The following is a 21,627-nucleotide window of genomic DNA, read 5'->3' as shown; positions in this document are numbered from 1 at the left end:
TCCAGCCATGAATATAGCCGCCGTCTTCATCCGCCGTCCGGTCGCCACCGCCCTGCTCATGCTGGGCATGCTCTTTTTCGGCGTGACCGGCTACCTTTCCCTGCCGGTGAACCAGCTGCCCAACGTGGACTTTCCCACCATCCAGGTCATGGCCGATCTGGCGGGCGCGGACCCGGAAACCATGGCCGCCTCCGTGGCGACGCCCCTGGAAAAGGAATTTTTCACCATCGCGGGCATTGATTCCATTTCCTCGGTCAATGCCGTGGGCCGCACCCGCATCATCATCCAGTTCGCCCTGGACAGGAATATCGACGCGGCGGCCCTGGACGTGCAGTCGGCCATCGGCCTGGCCCAGCGCCGCCTGCCCACCAGCATGACCACGCCGCCCAGCTTCCGCAAGGTCAACCCGGCGGACATGCCCATTCTCTATCTGCGCGTTTCCTCGCCGACCCTGCCGCTGTATAAGCTCAACGAATACGCGGACACGCTCATCGGCCAGCGCCTGTCCATGGTGGAAGGCGTGGCCCAGGTGGTCATTTACGGCCAGAAGAAATACGCCGTGCGCGTGCAGCTGGACCCGGACGAGCTGGCCTCGCGCGGGCTGGGCATCGACGAGGTGGCCGACGCTGTGGCCGCCGCCAACTCCATGCTGCCCACCGGTTCCCTGGAGGGCGAGCAGCGGGCCAGCTCCATCAAATCCTCAGGCCAGCTGCTCAACGCCCGGGCCTTCCGCGACACGGTGGTGGCCTACCGTAACGGCGCGCCCGTGCGCCTGCGCGATCTGGGCACGGTGGAAGACAGCGTGCAGCAGGACAAGCAGATATCCTGGAGCAACGGCGGCGTGCCCAGCATCACCCTGGCCGTGGAACGCCAGCCCGGCACCAACACCGTGCAGGTGGTGGACGCCATCCGCAAGCTGCTGCCCGCCCTGGAGCGCCAGGTGCCGCCTTCGGTCAAGGTGGATGTTTTTTACGACCGTTCGGAATCCATCCGAGAATCCGTGGCCGACGTGAAGTTCACTCTGGTGCTCACGGTTTTTCTGGTGGTGCTGGTCATCTTCATCTTTCTGCGCAATCTCCCGGCCACGGTCATTCCCAGCCTGGCCCTGCCCATGTCCGTGATTTCCACCTTCGCGGTCATGGCCGTGCTGGGCTACAGCCTGGACAATCTTTCGCTCATGGCCCTGACGCTCGCCGTGGGCTTTGTGGTGGACGACGCCATCGTCATGCTGGAAAACATCGTCCGTCATCAGGAAATGGGCAAGGATCCCCTCACGGCGGCCTACGACGGCTCGGCGGAAATCGGCTTCACCATTGTCTCCATGACCATCTCCCTGGCGGCGGTCTTCATTCCCGTGCTGTTCATGGGCGGCATCGTGGGGCGGCTGTTCCGGGAGTTCGCGGTGGTCATCATCACGGCCATTCTCTGTTCCGGCGTGGTTTCGCTCACGCTCACGCCCATGCTCTGCGCCTATTTTCTGAAGGCCGGGCAGAAGCACAAGGCCGGGTATGAGGGCATCTACGGCAGCCTGGAGCGCATGTTCGACTGCCTGGCGGCGGGCTATGCCCGTTCGCTGGAGTACGTGCTGCGCCACCGCCTGGCCGCGCTCGGCGCCTCCCTGGGCCTGCTGGTCCTGACCGTCTGGCTGGGCGTGGTCATGCCCAAGGGCTTTCTGCCCGCCGAGGACATGGGCTTTCTGGTCGCCAGCACCGAAGCGGAGCAGGGCGTCTCCTTCCAGGGCATGGTGGACGCCCAGCACAAGCTGGACCCCCTGCTGGAAAAGCAGCCTCATGTCTCCATGTTCAATTCCGTGGTGGGCATTGTGGGTTCCAGCCAGAGCATGAACAACGGCATTCTGCTCATGCACCTCAAGCCCTACGACCAGCGCCCGAACATCGAGACCGTGGCCCAGCGCCTGCGGCGGGAGCTGAACACTTCCCCGGCCCTGCGGGTTTTTGTGCGCGTGCCCCCGGCCATCAACATCGGCGGCCGGTCCTCCAAGGCCCTGTATCAGTATACCCTGTCCGGGCCGGACATGGCGGCCCTTTACGACAGCGCCCAGAAAGTGGAGGAGGCCCTGCGCAGGCTGCCCGAAATCCAGGACGTGAACAGCGATCTGCAGCTCAAGAACCCGGAGCTGCGCGTGACCATCGACCGTAACCGGGCCGCCGCTCTGGGCGTGAGCCCGCAGCAGATCGAACTGGCCCTGCAATCGGCCTACGGCTCGCGCGAGATTTCCACTATTTATGCGCCCACCAATGACTACAAGGTCTTTGTGGAATTGCAGAAGCGCTTTCAGCAGGACAGCTCGGCCCTGTCCCGTCTGTACGTGCGTTCCAAGGACGGGGATCTGGTGCCTCTGGACACCCTGGCCAAACTCTCGCCCGGCGTGGGGCCCATTGCCGTGAACCACAACGGGCAGTTTCCGGCCGTGACCATTTCGTACAATCTGCGGCCCGGCGTGGCTCTGAGCCAGGGCGTGGGGGCAGTGGAAGCCACGGCCCGGCCTTTGCTGCCCGATTCGGTGACCGCCGAATCCCAGGGCACGGCCCAGGCCTTTCAGAATTCCCTTCAGGGCATGGGCTGGCTGCTGATCCTGGCTATCGTGGTCATCTATCTGGTGCTGGGCATCCTCTATGAGAGCTTCATCCACCCCCTGACCATTCTTTCCGGCCTGCCTTCGGCGGGTTTCGGCGCGCTGGCGACGCTCTGGCTGTTCGGCCTGGAGCTGGATCTCTACGGCTTTGTGGGCGTGATCATGCTCCTGGGCATCGTCAAGAAAAACGCCATCATGATGCTGGACTTCGCCCTGGAGGCCCAGCGGCGCGACCCTTCGACCACGCCCCTGGCCGCCATTACCGAAGGCTGCCATGTGCGTTTCCGGCCCATCATGATGACGACCATGGCCGCGCTCATGGGCGCGCTGCCAATTGCCATCGGCATCGGGGCCGGGGCCGAGGCCCGGCGGCCTCTGGGCCTGGCCGTGGTGGGCGGCCTGTGTTTTTCGCAGATCGTGACCCTCTACATCACGCCGGTGTATTACTATTATATGGAAAAGTTCTCCCGCCGTCTGAACCGCAGCTACGGTGGACGCTTCCATGACGGCGGGTCGGAAGCAAGCGCCGGTTCCGGCGCATGAGGCACGAGGTTACCATGAAAAAAATATATGTTCTCCTGCTGGCGCTGCTCTGCGCCGCCCCGGCTGGGGCGGCCGAGAGCACGCGCTGTTTCAATGCCGACGGTCCCAAACTTTCCGTGCAGTCGGGCGTGGTGCGCGACGGCCTGCGCCTTTTACTGCGCGTGCCCGGACTCAGAGGGGACAATTTTCTGCGCGCGGCGCGCGGCTACGTCAACAGCGAGTCGTCCTGGAAAGCCCCGCGAGGCTATGCGATTACGCGCGCGGCCCTTAAAAACTGCGGCGCCGAACTCCTGCACAAGGACGGCGCGCCCCATGAGCGGGCGGTTTTGCTGTTGCACGGCGGGGCCTATATCCTGAAACTTTCCAATATCTACCGCGGCATGGCCGTGCGCTATTCGCGCATGGCCGGGGATGCCGACGTGTTCAGCCCGGACTATCGCCTGGCCCCGGAACACGTCTTTCCGGCGGCCCTGGACGACGCCCTGGACGCCTGGGACTGGCTGCTGGCCCAGGGCTACAAGCCGGAAAACATTCTAGTGGTGGGGGACAGCGCGGGCGGCAATCTGGCCCTGGCCCTGACCCTCAGGCTGCGCGACGCGGGCAGGCCGCTGCCCCGCGCCCTGGTCTGCATGTCGCCGTGGACGGATATGACCGGCTCGGGCGAATCGCACATTAAAAATGCGGATATTGATCCCATTTTCGGCAACAATCCCGAATACATGCCGCCCAAGGACGGGGTCATGCCCAAGACCCTGCCTTTTATCCTGAGCTATGTGGGCAAAACGGACCCTAAAAATCCCTATCTTTCCCCGGTCTTCGCATCCTATACGGGCTTTCCGCCCATGCTGATCCAGGTGGGCACGGACGAAATTCTGGAAAGCGACTCCGAAATCGTCTACCGGCATGCCCTGGACGCGGGCGTGGACGCCACCCTGACCCGTTATTACGGCCTGTTTCATGTTTTTCAGATTTTCGGGGACGCCCTGCCGGAAAGCAGGCACGCCTGGGAAGAGGTCAGGCGATTCATTGCCCTGAAATTTCTTGCCCCGCTGCCGCGATAACATGCCGACGCCCATGCCTGAAACGCCCGCCGGGCGCTGCCGCCGTTGCGGAGAATGTTGTCTGCGCGGCGGCCCCACCCTGATGCGCGAGGATGCCGCCCTGTTGACAGGGAAAGGAGCTTTGCCGCTGGGAGCCCTGGTTTGCCTGCGGGCCGGAGAGTGGGCGCGTGACGACGCGCGCGGCGCGTTGCGGCCTCTGGGCAGGGAATTGCTCAAACTGGCGGGCACGGGAGAGCCCGGCCGCCCCTGGCGCTGTCTGTACTACAGGGACGGCGCGGGCTGCGGCATTTACGCCCGGCGTCCCGCGCAGTGCCGTATTCTGCTCTGCGCGGATACCGCTCCCCTGGAGACTTTGCTGGCCCACGGGCAAAGCCTGGGCCGTTGCGCCGCCTTGGAAGTTTTGGCGGGTGCCGGGCCGGGCCTGCCGCCCGCCGCGCGTGCCTGCTGGCCGGAACTGGCCGAAGCCCATGACGAGGCCTGCCCGGCGGGCCGGGCCCTGTCCCTGGCGTCGGCTCTGGGGTTCCGGCCCCGCCTTGCGCCCGCTCCCGCCCCGCTCGCGGCGGCGGACCTGGAAGCCGCGCGCGCCGAACTGGCGGAGCTGGTCCGTTACGACGCGGCCTTCCGCGAACTCTGCGTCACGCGCGGCCGCGTGCCCGCGCGGGTGTTGCCTTTTCTGTTGGGCAGGCCGCTGACGGCCCTGCTGCGGGACGTGGGCCTGCGGGTGGAATAAACAGCCAGGGCAATCGAATGAACAGCGCGGAAAAGGCGGATTTTGCAAAATTCCCGCAAAGCCGGTCCTTCCTCGCTTGCCGGCTGTGTCGGCTGCGTTCGCGGGCATGAGGAAGCAAGACGCACGTATGAAAGCAAAAGAATATCCGGCGATGGGGGCATTCATCCGATTGCCCTGCGGGACAAGCCGCGCCCGGTTGACAGAAGCCCGCGCCCGCCCTACTTTTGCCGCAGCCAAATCCCGATCACGACAGTAACTTTACAAGGACGTAGTCATGCCTTTGTGCAGCGTTGAAGAAGCCGTTGCCGACATCCGGCAGGGTAAGATGGTCATTCTGGTGGACGATGAGGACCGCGAGAACGAGGGCGACCTGACCATGGCCGCCGAACACGTCACGCCGGAAGCCATCAATTTCATGGCCCGTTTCGGGCGCGGCCTGATCTGCCTGCCCATGGCCCCGGAACTGACCGACCGCCTGCAACTGCCTCTGATGACCCAGCGCAACGGTTCGCGTTTCGGAACCAATTTCACGATTTCCATTGAGGCCCGCGAGGGCATTTCCACCGGCATTTCCGCCGCTGACCGCGCCGCCACCATCAAGGCCGCCGTGGCGGACAACGCCCGGCCCGAGGACATTGTTTCGCCCGGCCATGTCTTTCCGCTCCGGGCCAAAGCCGGGGGCGTGCTGTCGCGCACCGGCCAGACCGAGGGCAGCGTGGATCTGGCCCGCCTGGCGGGCCTCAAACCGGCGGCCGTGATCTGCGAGATCATGCGCGACGACGGCACCATGGCCCGCATGCCGGACCTGGAGAAATTCGCCGCCGAGCACGATATCAGGATCGCGGCGGTCCGAGACATCATCCGCTACCGTTTGGAACGCGGCCAGGTTTCCGTGCGTTGCGACGCGCACGCCCATCTGCCCAGCCTGTACGGCGACTTCACGGTCTATGCCTACGAGAGCGAACTGGAGCCCGGCACCCACCTGGCCCTGGTCAAGGGCGACATCAGCGGACCGGAGCCCGTGCTGGTGCGCGTGCACAGCCAGTGCCTGACCGGCGACGCCCTGGGCTCGTTGCGCTGCGATTGCCGGGGCCAGCTCGGCGCGGCCCTGCGCCAGATCGAACAGGAAGGGCGCGGGGTGCTGCTCTACATGCGCCAGGAAGGGCGCGGCATCGGCCTTGCCAACAAGATCCGGGCCTATGCCCTGCAGGACCAGGGCTACGACACGGTGGAGGCCAACCGCATGCTGGGCTTCCCCGACGACCTGCGCGACTACGGCACCGGCGCGCAGATCCTGGTGGATCTGGGCATCCGCAAGATCCGCCTGCTGACCAATAATCCCAAGAAAATCGTCGGGCTTTCAGGCTACGGCATTGAAATCGTGGAGCGCGTGCCCATCGAAATCGAATCCTGCCCGGAAAATGAAGCCTATCTGCGCACCAAGAAAGAGAAGATGGCGCATCTGCTGAGCGGCATCCGCTGCCATTAGAAACTTTGGCACGATGCCTTTTTGCCCGCTCGCTGCGTTAGATTTCATCTGCTTTTTCAGTCGAGTACCAAAAGAGTACACTCCTTCAAAGCAGGTTTATCTTCCTTGCGGGCGAACAAAAATTCTATAGTGTCAACAGTCCCTGGTCTGTCTCTGGTCTGTCTGTTCCCGGCGCTGATTGTATTTCATGCCCGGATTTCCCCTGGGAAATCCGGGCATGGCGTTTTGGCGCTTTTAAGCGTACATGTCAGCCGTTGCCCGCGTTCCGGGGCACGTAGCGGAACGCGCCCGGCCGGATCGAATGCCTGAGTTCCGGCCCCGCTTCCCGAGGGAGGACCACCGGGAGAAGACTATGAAGATACAAGAGCTGATCAAAACCCAGTCCGAGCTGCTGTGGCGGTTCATGGGTTTCTTTCAGAACCCTTTTCTGCGCGTGCTGCATGCGCTGGTGGTTCTTTTCGTCATCCTGCAGCTGTGCAGCAGCACACTGATGCGGGTAACGCCGGACGGGGCTTCCTGGACGGCCTGGTATCACATGCTGGAAGGCATGAGCCTGTGCGTGCTGGGCGTGATTCTCGCGGCCTACAGCCTGGGCAAACACGGCCTGAAATATTTTTTCCCCTATCTCTGGGGTGACGTGGAACAAATCCGCAAGGATCTGATCTCCAGCCTGCACGGCCAACTCGTGGCTCCCCGGCCCGGCGGCCTGGCTACTTCCGTACAGGGCCTGGGCCTGGGAGCGTTGCTGCTGACCGCCTTTTCCGGCCTGACCTGGTTCTGGCTCTGGCGGGACGGTTCGCCCGCAGCGCATGGCTGGCGCGTAGCGCACGAGTGGATTGCCTGGCTGTTAATCGTGTATCTCATCGGCCACGGCGGCATGGCTTTGCTGCATTTCTTTGTCTGGCAGCGGCGGGTGGCGAAAAAGTAAGTCGTTTTTCCGGAGTCCCGACCCGTCTGAAGCGGACCGGGACTCCGGAAAACTGCCGGATTGACGCTGTACCGCGTGGGAATCCCCGACAGCGCGCCTTGCATCACACCGCCCACGGGCGGTGTTTTTGCATCGCACGGGCATTGACGAGAGGGCGGTTCGGCTCCATATGTAAATGAGAATAATTCTTTTTAATAGGGAAAGGGCGAGGCATGAATTACTGGCTTTTCAAGACGGAACCCGGTTGTTTCTCCTGGCAGGATCTGGAGAATTCTCCCAACCAGACCACGTCCTGGGACGGGGTGCGCAACTATCAGGCCCGCAATTTCATGCGCGCCATGCGAGTGGGCGATCTGGGATTTTTTTACCACAGCGGGCAGCAGCCGGGCATTGTGGGCATTGTGGAAATCGTGCGCGCGGCCTACCCGGATGCCACGGCCCAGGATCCTGAAAATCAGCATTTCGACCCCAAGGCCACGCCGGAGAAGCCCATTTGGGAAATGGTGGACGTGCGCCTGCGCCGCGCCCTGCCGCAGCCCCTGAGCCGCAAGGAGCTGGCCGCCTGGCCCGAGTTGTCCGGCATGGAGCTGATGAAACGGGGCAGCCGCCTTTCCGTGCAGCCCGTGGACGCCAAAGCCTTCGCCTTCATCTGCAATCTGGCCAAGATCCCGCGCCCCTGACTTCTCCGGCCGCAAGCCGTGTGCCGAACGGCCATGCCCGCACAACGGCCGCCGGGCAAGGTCGGGCCGTTGCGGGCGGCCTCTGTATCACCAAGTTTTGCTGCTATGTTGATGGTGATACCACTGTATTTTTTCGGAAAGTCCTCTTTGCAAAAATGACAAAGCAGGCTATACAGTCACATTGTGCAAAGAATCCCAAGTGTTGGCGTGGTTTTCGCGCTTTGGGACCGGACTTTTACAGTTTTCGGGCCGCGCCGTGCGCGGCCTGTTCCCGTAAGGCAATGCGACAGCGGAAAGACCCATTGTTCCGGCGGCTGCGAACAGACTCCCAGTGTCTGATTTGAAAAATCTGGACCGCAAAACCCGTAGGGTGTTGTGGCGGCATAGCCGCCGTGAGTCAGCGGAAGACCACGTTTTTTCGTTGGCGATCCTGCAAAAATTGAGAGCATAGCCATGCTCGAAGTGTTCGCGATCAGACACCGGGGCGGTTCCGCCGGGGCAAAGGACGAATCGTCCGTTTACAGAATGTTTCAGGATACGATGATGCGAGAGCGTGCAAGGAGGCTCTATGGCAAGCCAGGCGTTGATCAAGGATTTTGAAGACCTGATCGGCAAGGAAAATGTGTTCACTTCCGAGGCTGACCGCCAGAGTTATTCATTTGACTCGGCGGTGCTTGAACCGGTGGTTCCGGCGATGGTGCTCCGGCCCACGACCACCGAGCAACTGGGCCTCTGCGTCAAAAAACTTTATGACAACGGCATTCCCATGACCGTGCGCGGCGCGGGCACCAACCTGTCCGGCGGCACCATTCCGGACCACAGCGATACCGTGGTGGTCCTGACTACCGGCCTGAACCGCATCCTGGAGATCAATTCCAATGACCTCTATGCCGTGGTGGAGCCGGGCGTGATCACCGCCGACTTCGCCGCCGCCGTTGCCAAGAAAAATCTGTTCTATCCGCCGGATCCGGGCTCCCAGGCCGTGTCCACCATCGGCGGCAATATCGCCGAGAACGCGGGCGGCCTGCGCGGTCTCAAGTACGGCGTGACCAAGGATTACCTCATGGGCGTCGAATTCTTCGACGCCACGGGCGAGGTGGTCAAAACCGGCTCGCGCACGGTGAAATGCGTCACCGGCTACAATCTGGCGGGCATGCTGATCCAGTCCGAGGGCACCCTGGGCGTCATTTCCCAGGCCATCCTCAAGCTGGTGCCGCCGCCCAAGGCCTCCAAGGCCCTCATGGCCGTCTTCGACGACATGCAGAACGCCGCCGAGGCCGTGGCCGGGATCATTGCGGCCCACGTGCTGCCCTGTACCCTGGAATTTCTGGACAACAACACCATCGTGCGCGTGGACGACTTCACCAAGGCCGGTCTGCCGCGCGACGCGGCGGCCATCCTGCTCATTGAGGTGGACGGACACCCCGCCCAGGTGGCGGACGACGCCGAGGCCGTGGAGCGCGTGCTCAAGGAAAACAAGGCCGTGGCCGTACATGTGCCCAAGGACGCGGCCGAGAAATTCAAACTCTGGGAAGCCCGGCGCATGGCCCTGCCGGTGCTGGCCCGCTGCCGTCCCACCACCGTGCTGGAAGACGCCACCGTGCCCCGTTCGCAGATCCCGGCCATGATGAAGGCCGTCAACGACATCGCGGCCAAATACAAGGTGGAGGTGGGCACCTTCGGCCATGCCGGCGACGGCAACCTGCACCCCACCTTCCTCTGTGACAAGCGCGACGCCGAAGAGTTCAAGCGGGTGGAGGCGGCCATCGACGAAATGTTCGACACGGCCATCAGGCTCCAGGGCACTCTCTCGGGCGAGCACGGCATCGGCACGGCCAAGGCCAAGTGGATGGAAAAGGAAACCTCGCGCGGCACGATCCTGTTCTCACAGCGGCTGCGCCGCGCCCTGGACCCCAAGGGCCTGCTCAATTCCACTAAATTAGTGGGGATTTAGTTCATGAACAATCTGCACGAATTGGCCCAGCGCCTCATGGCGCTGGACGACAGGATCACCGCCTGCATGAAGTGCGGCATGTGCCAGTCGGTCTGCCCCATGTTCGGGGCCTCCGGCAAGGAAGCCGACGTGGCGCGCGGCAAGCTTTTCCTGATCAACAATATGGCCCATGAGTTGCTCAAGGACCCCGAGGCCCTGGCCGACAAGCTCGGCCGCTGCCTGCTCTGCGGCTCCTGCCAGGCCGCCTGCCCTCCGGGCGTGAAAATCATGGAAGTCTTCATGGAGGCGCGCGAGCTGGTCAATGCCTATATCGGCCTGCACCCGGTGAAGAAAATGGTTTTCCGCACCCTGCTGGCCAAGCCCGGTCTGTTCAACTTCGCCATGCGCGTGGGCGCGCCCATGCAGGGCCTGATCTTCCGCAAAACCGGCGACGCCCAGGGCACGGTCTGCGCGCCCATGCTCAACTTCATGCTGGGCGACAGGCATATCCGGCCGTTGGCGAAAAAGCCCCTGCACGCCGTTTACGGCGCGCTGGACGAGCCCCGGCCTTCCCGGTCCGAGGGCGGCCTGAAAGTGGCTTTTTACCCGGGTTGCCTGGGCGACAAGATGTACACGGACATGGCCGAAGCCTGCCTCAAGGTGCTGCGTCACCACAAGGTGGCGGTCTTCATGCCCGTGGGCCTGGCCTGCTGCGGCATTCCCGCGCTGTCCTCCGGCGACGCCGAGGGCATGATCAAGCAGATGAAGGTCAATCTTGAAGTGCTCGGCAAGGGCGATTTCGACTATTTGCTGAGCCCCTGCGCTTCCTGCACCTCCACCATCAAGGAGCTCTGGCCGCGTTACGCCGGACGCCTGGGCAGCCTGGAACAGAAACAGGCTGAAAAACTGGCGGAAAAGACCATGGATATCAACGCGTTTTTGGTGGACGTGCTCAAGGTGGAAGCAGCGGCTGCCTCCGGCGACGCCGTGCCCGTCACCTATCACGATTCCTGTCACCTCAAGAAATCGCTGGGCGTGACCGCGCAGCCGCGCGCGGTCATCGCGGCCAACCCCGGCTACAAGCTCACGGAAATGGAAGAGGCCGACCGCTGCTGCGGCTGCGGCGGTTCCTTCAACCTTTTCCACTACGATTATTCACGCCGGATCGGCCAGCGCAAGCGCGACAATGTGGTTGCCACGGGCGCGCAGGTAGTGGCGGCGGCCTGTCCGGCCTGCATGATGCAACTGGAGGATGTGCTTTCGCACAACAACGACCCCGTGCGGGTCAAACATCCGGTGGAAATCTACGCGGAAAGCCTGAAGTAGGCGTCAGGCTCCGTATCGCCCCCCGGCGGCGGTGGAATGCGAACAACGTTCCGCCGTCTGCCGTCCGGCGCGCTTCACGCTGTATATCCGTTCAAGTCAAAAGGTGTTAACGCCGTTCAAAGGAGTACGCTATGCCCCCTGTGAACCCGGAACTGGTAGAGGCCTTCAGCGCCAAAGCCGCCATAGTCAACGCCGTGGTGCAGGAAGTGCCGTCCATGGCGGCGGCCCTGCAGTATGTGGTGGATGTCTGTGAAAACAAAGCCCCGGCCGAACTGCTGGCCGACGAGCCCGGCGTGCAGCAGGGCCCGCTGGGCCCCAACAAGGTGCCCACCCGTGTGCAGCGCATTGTGGCCGCGCCGGACCTTGACGACGAGGATTTCGCCGTCCTGGCCCTGGCCTGCGAGGAAAAGGGCTTTGCCTGCCTGCGCAACGGCCTGCGCAACCATCTGGCCGGCATCGACGTGGGCCTGTCCCGCGCCGAGCTCGGCGTGGCCGGCAGCGGCACCTGCATGATGAACACGGATAACGAGGACGTTCGTCTGGCCGGCATGATCTCGGAAATCCACGTCATCCTGCTGCGCAAGTCCGACATTTATCCCGATCTTCCTTCCATTGCCCAGCTTCTGCGCGAACGCATGAACGCCGCGCCCGCCACGTACACCACGCTGATCACCGGCCCGAGCCGCACCGCGGACATCGAGCGGGTGGGCGCTGTGGGCGTGCACGGCCCGCTGGAACTGCACATCATTCTTCTGGAGGACTGAGGCCATGCATGAAGCCCCCAAATCTCTTTCCGATTACCGCAAGCAAATCGATGAGGCCCTGCAGGACGATTTTCTGCGCCGCACTCTGGACACCTTTGCCGTGTCCTACCGGGCCAACCGCGAAGCCGTCTTCCAGGAAGTGGACGAGCGCGGCCTCATCGCCAAGATAGCCGAAGCCAAGGACTACGCCTGCCAGCACATGGAGGAACTCTACCAGCAGTTCAAGGAGCAGGCGGAAAAGCGCGGCGTGCACGTGCATCGCGCGGCCACGGCCAAGGAAGCCAATGAGATCATCGCCCGCATCGCCAAGGAAAACGACGTCAAGCGGGTGGTCAAATCCAAATCCATGACCGCCGAGGAAATCCAGCTCAATCCCGCGCTGGAGGCCGAAGGCCTGATTGTGGACGAGACGGACCTGGGCGAATGGATCATCCAGCTGCGCCATGAAGGCCCCTCGCACATGGTCATGCCCGCCATCCATCTTTCGCGCTACCAGGTGGCCGACGACTTCACCAAGGCCACGGGCGAAAAGCAGGACACCGACGTCCAGAAGCTGGTCAAGGTGGCCCGCGTGCAGTTGCGCCGCAAGTTCATCGCGGCGGACATGGGCGTCAGCGGCTGCAACTTCGCCGTGGCCGAAAACGGGGCCGTGTCCACCGTGACCAACGAAGGCAATGCCCGCATGGTCACCACCCTGCCGCGTGTGCATGTGGCCATTGCCGGTCTGGACAAACTGATCCCCACCCTGGACCAGGCCCTCACCGCCCTGCTGGTGCTGCCGCGCAACGCCACGGCCCAGCGCCTGACCTCCTATGTGACCTGGATGTGCGGGGCCGGTCCCTGCGCTTCTGCGCCGGGCAACAAAAAGATCATGCACGTGGTCTTTCTGGACAACGGCCGTACCGAAATCGCCAAGGATCCGCTGTTCTCGCAGATTTTCCGCTGCGTGCGCTGCGGCGCCTGCGCCAACGTCTGTCCGGTGTTCCGCTTGGTGGGCGGCCACAAGATGGGCTACATCTACATCGGCGCCATCGGCCTGATCCTGACCTATTTCTTCCACGGCAAGGACAAGGCCAAGGTGCTCTGCCAGAACTGCGTGGGCTGCGAATCCTGCGCCAATGTCTGCGCGGGCGGCATCGACCTGCCGCGTCTGATCCGCGAGATCCGCAGCCGGGTCACGGAAGAGCAGGGCGGCGGAGCTCAGGCGGCTCTCCTGGCCTCGGTGATGAAAAACCGCAAGCTTTTCCACAGCCTGCTCAAGTTCGCCAAATACGCCCAGAAACCCTTTACCGGCGGCACGCAGTTCCAGCGTCATCTTCCGGCCATATTCCTGGGCAAGCACGGCTTCAAGGCCCTGCCCGCCATTGCGAACAAGTCCTTCCGCGACCGCTGGCCGGAAATCGCGCCCAAGGCCCAGAATCCCACCATGCGGGTGGCCATTTTCAGCGGCTGCGCCCAGGATTTCGTCTATCCCGAGCAGCTTGAAGCCTGCGTGAAGATTCTGGCGGCCAAAAACGTGGAAGTGGAATTTCCCATGGAGCAGACCTGCTGCGGCCTGCCCCTGGAAATGATGGGCCAGCGCAAAACCTCGGTGGACGTGGCCAAACAGAACATTCAGGCCTTTGCCGTGGGCAAGTACGACGCCATCATCACGCTTTGCGCCAGTTGCGCGTCGCATCTGAAGCACACCTATCCGAAAATCCTGGAGAATGAGCCGGATATCCTGCCCCAGGCCAAGATTTTCGCGGACAAGGTTATCGACTTCAGCTCCTTCGTGCGCGACCGCCTGGGCCTCAAGCCCGAGGACTTCACCAATTCCGGCGAAAGGGTCACCTACCACGCCTCCTGCCACCTCTGCCGGGGCCTGGGCGTCAAGGAGGCCCCGCGTGAACTCATCGCGGACGCGGCCCAGTACGTGCCCTGCGAGGAGGAAGAAGTCTGCTGCGGCTTCGGCGGCACGTATTCCATGAAATTCCCGGAAATCTCGGCCCAACTGCTGGACAAGAAGCTGAAGAACGTCCGTGAAACACGCGCCGCCCGCCTGGTGGTGGACTGCCCCGGTTGCGTCATGCAGCTGCGCGGCGGCGCTGAAAAGACGGGCCTTAACGTCAAAGTGCAGCACATCGCGGAACTTCTGGCCGAAAACCTCAAACGTTAGCGCGGCGCGCCCCGGAGGCAGGGGCGCCGGGGGCTCCCGCTCCGGGAACCCCGGCCGCGCCGAAAAAAACCTCAAATAAGGGCACGCCGTTGCAAAGAAAAAAGCGGCGTGCCCTTGCGTTTTTATAGCGTTTTACGTTATCGATGAAGAACTGGTATCAAAGGTGCTCTGTTCCGCGTGCCGGCGCGGAGGGGGCGGGATCGGCCTGGAAAAAACGCCGGATGTTTTCCGGCGGAGGAATGGCCTTGGGCAGTTCACGCATGACGTGCGTCAACTGCTCCGATCCCGCGGACCCGGTTAACTAAGGGAGGTTTTCATGTCTATTGGAATGCTGGCGTTACTGGCGGTCATCCCCATTGTGGCGGCCCTTGTCCTGATGGTGGGTTTGCGTTGGCCCGCCACACGGGCCATGCCCGTAGCTTGGCTCGCCTGCGTGATCTGCGGCCTGATCGGCTGGAATCTGGACGTCATGTATCTGCTGGCGCTTTCCCTGCAAGGCGTGGTGGTGGCCGTGGGTGTGCTGATTATCGTCTTCGGCGCCATTCTTATTTTGTACACCCTGGAAAAAAGCGGGGGCATGGAGACCATTCAGCACGGCATGCAGAATGTAAGCCGTGACCGGCGCCTCCAGGCCATCATCATCGGCTTCATGTTCGGCGCGTTCATCGAAGGCGCGGCGGGCTTCGGCACACCGGCGGCCCTGGCCGCGCCCCTGCTGCTCGCCCTGGGCTTCCCGGCCATGGCGGCCGCGGTGATCTGCCTGGTCTTCAACAGCGTGCCCGTGACCTTCGGCGCGGTGGGCACGCCGGTCATCGTGGGCTTCGGCTTCCTGAAAGGCCCCGTGGCCGAAGCCGTCGCCAACAATCCCAACCTCCCTTTCACCACGTATGACGGTTTCTGCAAAGCCGTGGGCGAGTGGGCCACTTTCATGCACGCCCCCATGGCCATCATTCTGACCATCTTCATGCTCGGCTTCCTGACCCGCTTCTTCGGCGCGGAAAAGTCCTGGTCCATCGGCTTTCGGGCCTGGAAATACTGCGTGTTCGCCGCGGTCTGCTTCCTGATCCCCTATCTGCTCTGCGCCTGGCTGCTCGGGCCGGAATTCCCCAGCATGCTCGGCGGCCTGCTCGGCCTGGCCGTGGTGATCTGGGGCACCAAGAAAGGCTTCTGCGTGCCCAAGGACGTCTGGGGCTTCGCGCCGCACAGTGAGTGGGACCCCTCCTGGTCCGGCACCGTGCCTTTGAACACCAAGACCGAATTCCAGGCCCACATGAGCCAGTTCATGGCCTGGCTGCCCTATGTGATCATCTGCGCCCTGCTGGTCATCTCCCGTATTCCCCAGTTGGGCCTCAAGGCCTGGCTCACGGCCCAGAAGCTGAACTTCGTCGACATCCTGGGCTTCAAGGGCGTCAGCGCCAGCATTGATTACCTCTATGTGCCCGGCACCTTCTTCGTTGTAGTGGCCCTGCTGACCATTCTGCTGCACAAGATGCCCGGCTCCGCCGTGAAGGACGCCTGGGCCGAGAGTTTCCGCAAGATGAAGGCCCCGACCATCGCCCTGATCTTCGCCGTGGCTCTGGTGTCCATCTTCCGCGGTTCCGCCACCAATCCGCTGGGCGCGCCCTCCATGCCTCTGGCCCTGGCCGAGGCCGTGGCCGCCGCCGCCGGCAGCGTCTGGCCCATGCTGGCCGCTTTCGTGGGCGGCCTCGGCGCGTTCATTACCGGCTCCAACACGGTTTCCGACCTGATGTTCGGTGAATTCCAGTGGGGCATGGCGGGCGCACTGGGATTGCCCCGCCAGATCATCGTGGCCGCCCAGGCCGTGGGCGGCGCCATGGGCAATATGATCTGCGTGCACAACATCGTGGCCGCCTGCGCCGTGGTGGGCCTCTCCGGCCGTGAAGGCGAGGTGCTCAAGCGCACCTTCTGGCCCTTCATGCTCTACGGCATTGTCGTGGGCATCATCTGCTGGGTGCTCATCGCCATGAATCCCAACGTGTTCTAAAATCTGATCCACAGGCGTCCGGCCCCGTATGGGGCCGGACGCCTGTGGGCCTTGCCAACGCTATGCCTTTTTGCCCTCCTGCCGCGTGCGGCAGCCTCGGTCGAGTGCCAGATCTCTGCTGTCCTTATTCGTAAGCAGCTTCGCTGTAACGGCTGAGGCAAGAGTACACTTTCTCAAAGCAGTTTTCTCTTCCTTGCGGGCGAACAAAAATTCTATAGCCTTGACAGGCACTGGAGCGTTGACAACGTCAACGCGGTCAAAAATCAGAAGCAGGTCACGGCGTTGCCGTGCCGCGAGCTGCCCGAAGGGTGCCCGGCAAGTTTTTCTGAAAACGAGCCGATGGCGGCACAAGCACCGTGCAAGCGGGGTTTGCCATCAGTCTGAGGGGGCCGGCCATGATCCATTCTCTGCTTGCCATCTGCGTGGGCGCGTCGGCCGGGGCCGTCTTGCGCTGGCTGCTCGGCCTGGCGCTGAACCCCGTCTTTCCGACCCTGCCCTTGGGCACCCTGGCCGCCAACTGGCTGGGGGGCTATATCATCGGCCTGGCGCTCAGCATTTTTGCCTTTTTCCCTTCGCTGGGCGCGGAATGGCGCCTACTGGTGGTGACGGGCTTTCTGGGCGCGCTGACCACCTTCTCCACCTTTTCCGCGGAAGTGGCGACCCTGATTCAGCAGGGGCGATTGTTCTGGGCCGGAGGAGCCGTGGCGCTGCATGTCTGCGGTTCTCTGGCCATGACTTTTCTGGGCATGGGCACCTTTGCCCTGATCCGCTGTCTTTTGGGCTCGTGGCGCTGACAAATCGTCTTTTGTTGTCGGTCTGAAGCACTACGGCGGACATCGCGTGAACACTCGTGAATGCCGTGCATTACGGGCGGGTAAGGCGGAACGCGCAAGCCGTGGGGAATGGGTTCATTCTCAAGACAGATTCATTTGAAAAAGGAGGCGGCCATGCGGGGCTGGCAACTGACGTTTTACACGCAGCAGGGCCGCAGCCACGGCACGCGCAGCATTGCCGAATGGCTGGTGGCGGAGGCAAAGGCTCTCGGCATCAGCGGCGCGACCATGAGCGCGGCTCAAGGCGGTTACGGACGGGACGGCAGGCTGCATTGGGCCAACTTTTTCGAGCTGGCCGAGCAACCGCTGGAAGTGACCATGGCGCTCAGCGACGAAGCGGCGGAACGCCTGTTCGCCCGCATTGCGGCCGAAGGCCTGCGCATTTTTTATACCAAAGTGCCGGTGGAGTTTGGCATTACCGGCGAAAAATAGGCGCGCTTCTGATGTTCCAGAGCGCGCCTGTCATAAGAATCTGTCCGGGAAAGCATGGCCGCTGTGGCGGTCATGGGCGGAAAGGCGCGGGATTGCCTTGGCGGCGAGTATTCAGAATCTCACGAACGGCAGCGTGTTCTTTGCCGCGCACTACACGCTAACGGACACTGCCGCCCCTATTGAGAACAATGTCAATACCCAGAGCGGCGCAAAGATACCCTTGCTCCGCTTGTCGTCAGATTTTTCTTCTCTGATTTTTTCAGGCTGGACCGGCCTGTACGCCTAAGGCATTGTAGCCCTGAAACAGCAGCATCCGCTGCAATCCTTCCCGACGCGGCCGCTTTTTCGCCATATTTCGCTCAGAAGCCATAAGAGCGCATGCTCCCAAGCGTTTTTCCCGGCCGCGTGAGGAGGGCTTATGCCCGGCAGGCTCTAGTGCGCCGGCAGCGACGGAATACGCCACCAATACCAGAGGCTGACCAGGGTATTGTCCTGAGGCTGCCACTCGCCGCAATGCTCAAAATGGTGCAGAACCTGCTGCTCAATGGGGCTCAGGGCCCGGACCGGGTTTTCATGCTGCCTGAGGCGGAAGAAGATGGCCAGGCATTCAAAAAGACTGAAACAGTCTTCATCGCCGGCAATGCCCGCTCCCAGCAGCTTGACGAATTCCTGGTAGAACGGATTGGTCTCAGGTACGCACGCGTCAAAATCCGCCACATTTTCTATGAGGAATTTCAAGCCCTGGCAGAACAGCAATTGGGTCGGCTCCGATGAAACATGCGCCAGACGGGCCGAGTACAGTTTTTCCATATCGTTCAGATATGTGGAAAGGGGCATGGTTTCGCTCCTGTGCGGGTGAATTCCGCTGGATTATAGTCAAACTTTTATAAAAATCCAGTTTTTATTTGTTTTACGATATTCCTGGAAAATCAAATAAATAGCTCACGCTCGGCGGCAAAAAGCCCGCCGTCTCCACTTCGTGCTGAACTAATTCAGGCTGCGGCGGGGTTGCAGATACTGCGGCTGAAAAAACAGACGGTACCTTTTTGCCGGGGAAAGATGGGCCGGCTTAGCTACTTGCCCTTCAATGGAGAGAGGCTTGTCGGAAAGACCGAAGGGCTGAAGTTGGTCCGGCGAGGGCGCGGCGCGCGCGAAACCTTCGCCCGTAAGATAAATCACCGGCATGCTGCTGGCAGCGCTGCCCGCCATCAATACCGTGCCGCCGGTCAACAGTCCGCCGTCGGCGGCATCCCGCGCCGCGGTGGCGTTGAGCAGGCTGGGCATACGGACATCGGTGCGGCGCAGCACATCCAGAAAATCGTTGCCCGTGCGCCCCACAAAGGTCAACAGGGAGGAACCGTCGCCGGATACCAGCAAACTGACCGGCATGGTGCCCCCATGAATGCCCATATATGTGGGCCGCGCTCCGGCAGGCATGATTACCCAGCCGTCGGCGGCCTTCACCCCGCTGTCCACAGCCGCCGCGCACATCCCCGGAAACGCCGGTGCCAGCAGCAGGCATAGCATGCAAATGATCAGTCTCTTCATGCTGTTATACGAACCCCAGCTGGTTTTGAGGGCGTCTTTCCCTACGCCCGTTGCCGGACCCGGTCAGAAATGGATAGATATATATCCTGGGGAGCGGTTTTCTGGCCCCACGGACCGTCGTCTGGTATAAAACCGGCTTTGAAAGCATCTATGTACTGTGGAGAGGCTAGTGATTCGCACTAGCGTTGTCAAGCCGCCGGTACCTTTCGCAACGCGGCTCAGCGAGAGCGGTGCTGCCGTGGACGCGGCGCGGGCGCGGGGAGCTGCGGCGCGGGCGGAGGCGGCGGCGTCAGGTCCGGCGGCGGGGGAATAACGGGCAGATTTTTACCGCTGCCCAGAACATGAAGAAAAAAGTCGCTGAGGGCGTCATCCATGTGCCGGTGAATGGCCCGGCGCTCCTCCGGGCTCACGGAGCGGCAGAGTTCGGGCAGCTCAGCGGCCAGGGCCTCCGGGCAGGGAGACATCAGCGCGCCGGTATCCGCGCCCGGAAGACTGAGATAGCGGGCCTTGCCGTTCAGCAGCCGGGCAATGGCATCGGCGTGCAGGGAAGGGCGGTTCATGACGTCGCTTTCGGCGGCGATAAGCAGCAGCGGCGGGTAAAAATAGCGAAAGGACGCGGGGCTGAACAGCATGCCGAAACCGGGGGCGGCAGCGGCCACGGCCTTGATCCGGGGATCGGCCAGGCTTTCCGTCAGCGGCAGGCTTTGGCAGATGGCGTTTACCCGGTCCCTTGCCCAACGGTTGCAATACATATCCCGGCGTCCGGCTTTTGCGCAGTATTCCGGCCAGGAGGCGCAGTCAGGCAGGGCCCCGCCCAGCAGCAGGGCGGCGGTGCCCCCCGTGCCGAAGCCCAGCAGGCCGATGCGGTTTTTATCAATGCTGGCGGCAAGCTCCTGGTCGGCCAGCAAAAGGTCGATGGTGGACGAAAGTTCTTTGGCTCTGGTTCCTATCTGGCGCCAGGTGAAAAGCAGGCTCATGTCGTCCATGCAGTCCTGGGAATGGGTGGGTGCGGCCACCACAAAACCGCAGGAAGCCAGCCAGGCGGCTGTATCATGGTAGGAAAAACGCGTGCCCGGCGACGCGTGGGACAAGAGCAGCAGGGGAAAGCGCCCCTCCACCGGCTTGCCGTTACGCGCGGCGGCAATGGTCCAGGGCGCGTAATTAAGTTCGCGCGGGGGCCGGAGGCTGGGATACCAGATATTGACGTCCAGGCGCAGATTGGTGTCCGCCGACCACTGTCCCAGCGTGCGGAAGCCTACCTGGTAGGAATCGGCCGCCGCGGCGCTGCCTGCCGGGACAGCCGACAAAAGAAAAAACAGCAGCGGAATGAAGAGCCGGATGTGGTATGGTGAAAATGCGCGCCGCCCCGGCGGACGTTGACGTCCGCACCCGAGGGCGGAGCACGCGCCGAGAAGAGGCGGATGCGCAAGGGGGGTCTGTTCTGAGAGATATCGGGGCATAGGCGTTGTTGTGCCACAAGCCGGCTTGCGGTACAAGAGTGGGGCCGGAGCGGGGCGGAGTGCCCGCCGCGAAACCGGCAGGCAAGGAGATCATCCCGGATGGAAATGGTCAGTTATTTTCTGGATTTTGTGCTGCACATTGACGTGCATCTGTTTGAGCTGGTGGAGCAGTACGGGCTCTGGGTCTATGCAATTCTTTTCGTCATCGTCTTTTGTGAAACCGGCCTGGTGGTCACGCCTTTTCTGCCGGGCGATTCCCTGCTGTTTGCTTCCGGCGTGGTGGCGGGCGCGGGGCTCATGGGCTACGGCGAGATCATGCTGGTACTGCTGGCCGCCGGTATTTTGGGCGACGCCGTGAACTACTGCATCGGACGGCATGTGGGACCGGCCATTTTTTCCCGCGAAAACCGGCTGATCAAGAAAGAGCATTTGCTCAAGGCCCATCAGTTCTATGAGCGGCACGGCGGCAAAGCCATTGTGCTGGCGCGTTTTGTGCCCATTGTGCGCACATTTGCGCCCTTTGTGGCGGGCATCGCCCTGATGCACCCCACCACCTTCTTTTTCTACAATATTACCGGCTGCATTCTCTGGGTGGGCGGGCTTGTGTCCGCCGGTTATTTCCTGGGCAACCTCACCTGGGTGCGCGAGAATTTCGGCATCATCGTCTATGCTATTATCGTCATTTCCGTATTGCCCGTGGCTGTTGAAGTGATCCGGGCCAAGTGGGGGCGGAAAAAGAAGGACGGCGGCCCTGACGCGCGCTGAGCGCCTCGTTTTTTGTTCTTCGATCTGAAATAAGAAATTTTTAATGCCGGGCGCCCGCGAAAGTCCGTTTTCGCGGGCGTCTGTTGTCTGCAAAACCCTTGCCGGGAATGTCCGGGCATTCAGCGCCGCACGACCAACCGCCCTCTTTCCATGCGCGCCTCGCGGTTGACGCAGAGCGGGGCGTCCTCTCCGTGGTGGGAGACGAAAACCAGATGCACGCCCCCAGGGATATCCCGTCCGTCCTGCTCCCTCTCTTCCGGCTGTCCGGCCAGCCGGTCCAGCAGGGCCAGGTAGCGGGCGCGGCTTTCCGCGTCCAGGCCGGAACAGGGCTCGTCCAGCAGCAAAATATCCGGGCGGCCCACCAGGGCCCTGGCCA

General features: G+C 62.5%; 17 protein-coding genes and 1 pseudogene. 14 read left to right on the top strand and 4 right to left on the bottom strand.

The window, feature by feature from the left end; genetic code table 11:
• Positions 1-7 precede the first annotated feature (7 nt).
• The 13 genes from KH208_RS10185 to KH208_RS10125 all read left to right on the top strand — a co-directional run bounded on the left by KH208_RS10185 (position 8) and on the right by KH208_RS10125 (position 17,478).
• Complete coding sequence (locus KH208_RS10185) at positions 8-3,139, top strand: efflux RND transporter permease subunit (RefSeq protein ID WP_291435997.1); 3,132 nt, start codon at positions 8-10, stop codon at positions 3,137-3,139.
• 14 nt (positions 3,140-3,153) lie between these two features.
• On the top strand, positions 3,154-4,200 hold the full coding sequence (locus KH208_RS10180) for an alpha/beta hydrolase (protein ID WP_291435996.1): 1,047 nt from the start codon (positions 3,154-3,156) through the stop codon (positions 4,198-4,200).
• Positions 4,201-4,213: 13 nt separating this feature from the next.
• Entirely contained in the window at positions 4,214-4,930 is a 717-nt protein-coding gene (locus tag KH208_RS10175; protein WP_291435994.1) for a YkgJ family cysteine cluster protein, read from the top strand.
• Positions 4,931-5,204: 274 nt separating this feature from the next.
• Positions 5,205-6,419, top strand: a complete 1,215-nt coding sequence (locus KH208_RS10170; RefSeq protein ID WP_291435992.1) for a bifunctional 3,4-dihydroxy-2-butanone-4-phosphate synthase/GTP cyclohydrolase II — start codon at positions 5,205-5,207, stop codon at positions 6,417-6,419.
• Positions 6,420-6,771: 352 nt separating this feature from the next.
• Complete coding sequence (locus KH208_RS10165) at positions 6,772-7,347, top strand: cytochrome b/b6 domain-containing protein (RefSeq protein WP_291435989.1); 576 nt, start codon at positions 6,772-6,774, stop codon at positions 7,345-7,347.
• Positions 7,348-7,559: 212 nt separating this feature from the next.
• Complete coding sequence (locus tag KH208_RS10160; protein ID WP_291435987.1) at positions 7,560-8,027, top strand: EVE domain-containing protein; 468 nt, start codon at positions 7,560-7,562, stop codon at positions 8,025-8,027.
• 568 nt (positions 8,028-8,595) lie between these two features.
• The gene (locus KH208_RS10155) at positions 8,596-9,981 is read left to right on the top strand and encodes an FAD-linked oxidase C-terminal domain-containing protein (RefSeq protein ID WP_291435985.1); all 1,386 of its coding nucleotides are present in this window, start codon (positions 8,596-8,598) and stop codon (positions 9,979-9,981) included.
• 3 nt (positions 9,982-9,984) lie between these two features.
• The gene (locus tag KH208_RS10150; RefSeq protein ID WP_008681968.1) at positions 9,985-11,286 is read left to right on the top strand and encodes a (Fe-S)-binding protein; all 1,302 of its coding nucleotides are present in this window, start codon (positions 9,985-9,987) and stop codon (positions 11,284-11,286) included.
• Between the two features lie 131 nt (positions 11,287-11,417).
• On the top strand, positions 11,418-12,050 hold the full coding sequence (locus KH208_RS10145; protein ID WP_291435982.1) for a lactate utilization protein: 633 nt from the start codon (positions 11,418-11,420) through the stop codon (positions 12,048-12,050).
• A gap of 4 nt (positions 12,051-12,054) precedes the next feature.
• On the top strand, positions 12,055-14,208 hold the full coding sequence (gene ldhH, locus KH208_RS10140; protein ID WP_009302860.1) for an L-lactate dehydrogenase (quinone) large subunit LdhH: 2,154 nt from the start codon (positions 12,055-12,057) through the stop codon (positions 14,206-14,208).
• A gap of 316 nt (positions 14,209-14,524) precedes the next feature.
• Positions 14,525-16,213, top strand: coding sequence for an L-lactate permease (locus KH208_RS10135; protein WP_291435980.1), 1,689 nt, complete (start codon positions 14,525-14,527; stop codon positions 16,211-16,213).
• Positions 16,214-16,608: 395 nt separating this feature from the next.
• Positions 16,609-17,007 (top strand): fluoride efflux transporter CrcB, encoded by a 399-nt coding sequence (gene crcB, locus KH208_RS10130; RefSeq protein WP_062253308.1) that lies wholly within the window; start codon positions 16,609-16,611, stop codon positions 17,005-17,007.
• A 153-nt stretch (positions 17,008-17,160) separates the two neighbouring features.
• Positions 17,161-17,478: a DUF190 domain-containing protein gene (locus tag KH208_RS10125; RefSeq protein WP_062253306.1), complete on the top strand. Its 318-nt coding sequence runs from the start codon at positions 17,161-17,163 to the stop codon at positions 17,476-17,478.
• Positions 17,479-17,910: 432 nt separating this feature from the next.
• Here the strand turns inward: KH208_RS10125 and KH208_RS10120 are convergent, their stop codons facing one another.
• The 3 genes from KH208_RS10120 to KH208_RS10110 form a co-directional block, all read right to left on the bottom strand.
• Positions 17,911-18,315: a hypothetical protein gene (locus KH208_RS10120; protein WP_291435976.1), complete on the bottom strand. Its 405-nt coding sequence runs from the start codon at positions 18,313-18,315 to the stop codon at positions 17,911-17,913.
• A 150-nt stretch (positions 18,316-18,465) separates the two neighbouring features.
• Positions 18,466-19,005, bottom strand: a complete 540-nt coding sequence (locus KH208_RS10115) for a hypothetical protein (RefSeq protein WP_291435975.1) — start codon at positions 19,003-19,005, stop codon at positions 18,466-18,468.
• 239 nt (positions 19,006-19,244) lie between these two features.
• Positions 19,245-20,333, bottom strand: a complete 1,089-nt coding sequence (locus KH208_RS10110) for a hypothetical protein (protein WP_291435972.1) — start codon at positions 20,331-20,333, stop codon at positions 19,245-19,247.
• Positions 20,334-20,585: 252 nt separating this feature from the next.
• On the opposite strand from KH208_RS10110, the gene KH208_RS10105 reads away from it, so the two are divergent.
• Positions 20,586-21,251 (top strand): DedA family protein, encoded by a 666-nt coding sequence (locus KH208_RS10105; protein WP_062253298.1) that lies wholly within the window; start codon positions 20,586-20,588, stop codon positions 21,249-21,251.
• A 119-nt stretch (positions 21,252-21,370) separates the two neighbouring features.
• Here the strand turns inward: KH208_RS10105 and KH208_RS10100 are convergent.
• A pseudogene (locus KH208_RS10100) lies at positions 21,371-21,627 on the bottom strand (hypothetical protein); the annotation flags it as partial.

Origin of the sequence: Desulfovibrio sp., assembly GCF_018379785.1 — a bacterium.
In the GTDB taxonomy this organism is placed as follows: Bacteria; Desulfobacterota; Desulfovibrionia; order Desulfovibrionales; family Desulfovibrionaceae; genus Desulfovibrio.
Note: the sequence above shows the minus strand (reverse complement) of the source record. Positions and strands in the feature narration are given on the sequence as shown.

What these genes read in the sequence shown, in the direction of transcription:
- KH208_RS10155 (WP_291435985.1), top strand. Translation starts at nt 8,596, where the DNA reads ATGGCAAGCCAGGCGTTGATCAAGGATTTTGAAGACCTGATCGGCAAG.
- KH208_RS10115 (WP_291435975.1), bottom strand. Translation starts at nt 19,005, where the DNA reads ATGCTATGCCTGCTGCTGGCACCGGCGTTTCCGGGGATGTGCGCGGCG.
- KH208_RS10105 (WP_062253298.1), top strand. Translation starts at nt 20,586, where the DNA reads ATGGAAATGGTCAGTTATTTTCTGGATTTTGTGCTGCACATTGACGTG.
- KH208_RS10120 (WP_291435976.1), bottom strand. Translation starts at nt 18,315, where the DNA reads ATGCCCCTTTCCACATATCTGAACGATATGGAAAAACTGTACTCGGCC.
- crcB (WP_062253308.1), top strand. Translation starts at nt 16,609, where the DNA reads ATGATCCATTCTCTGCTTGCCATCTGCGTGGGCGCGTCGGCCGGGGCC.
- KH208_RS10175 (WP_291435994.1), top strand. Translation starts at nt 4,214, where the DNA reads ATGCCTGAAACGCCCGCCGGGCGCTGCCGCCGTTGCGGAGAATGTTGT.
- KH208_RS10180 (WP_291435996.1), top strand. Translation starts at nt 3,154, where the DNA reads ATGAAAAAAATATATGTTCTCCTGCTGGCGCTGCTCTGCGCCGCCCCG.
- KH208_RS10145 (WP_291435982.1), top strand. Translation starts at nt 11,418, where the DNA reads ATGCCCCCTGTGAACCCGGAACTGGTAGAGGCCTTCAGCGCCAAAGCC.
- KH208_RS10185 (WP_291435997.1), top strand. Translation starts at nt 8, where the DNA reads ATGAATATAGCCGCCGTCTTCATCCGCCGTCCGGTCGCCACCGCCCTG.
- KH208_RS10150 (WP_008681968.1), top strand. Translation starts at nt 9,985, where the DNA reads ATGAACAATCTGCACGAATTGGCCCAGCGCCTCATGGCGCTGGACGAC.
- KH208_RS10160 (WP_291435987.1), top strand. Translation starts at nt 7,560, where the DNA reads ATGAATTACTGGCTTTTCAAGACGGAACCCGGTTGTTTCTCCTGGCAG.
- KH208_RS10125 (WP_062253306.1), top strand. Translation starts at nt 17,161, where the DNA reads ATGCGGGGCTGGCAACTGACGTTTTACACGCAGCAGGGCCGCAGCCAC.
- KH208_RS10135 (WP_291435980.1), top strand. Translation starts at nt 14,525, where the DNA reads ATGTCTATTGGAATGCTGGCGTTACTGGCGGTCATCCCCATTGTGGCG.
- ldhH (WP_009302860.1), top strand. Translation starts at nt 12,055, where the DNA reads ATGCATGAAGCCCCCAAATCTCTTTCCGATTACCGCAAGCAAATCGAT.
- KH208_RS10170 (WP_291435992.1), top strand. Translation starts at nt 5,205, where the DNA reads ATGCCTTTGTGCAGCGTTGAAGAAGCCGTTGCCGACATCCGGCAGGGT.
- KH208_RS10165 (WP_291435989.1), top strand. Translation starts at nt 6,772, where the DNA reads ATGAAGATACAAGAGCTGATCAAAACCCAGTCCGAGCTGCTGTGGCGG.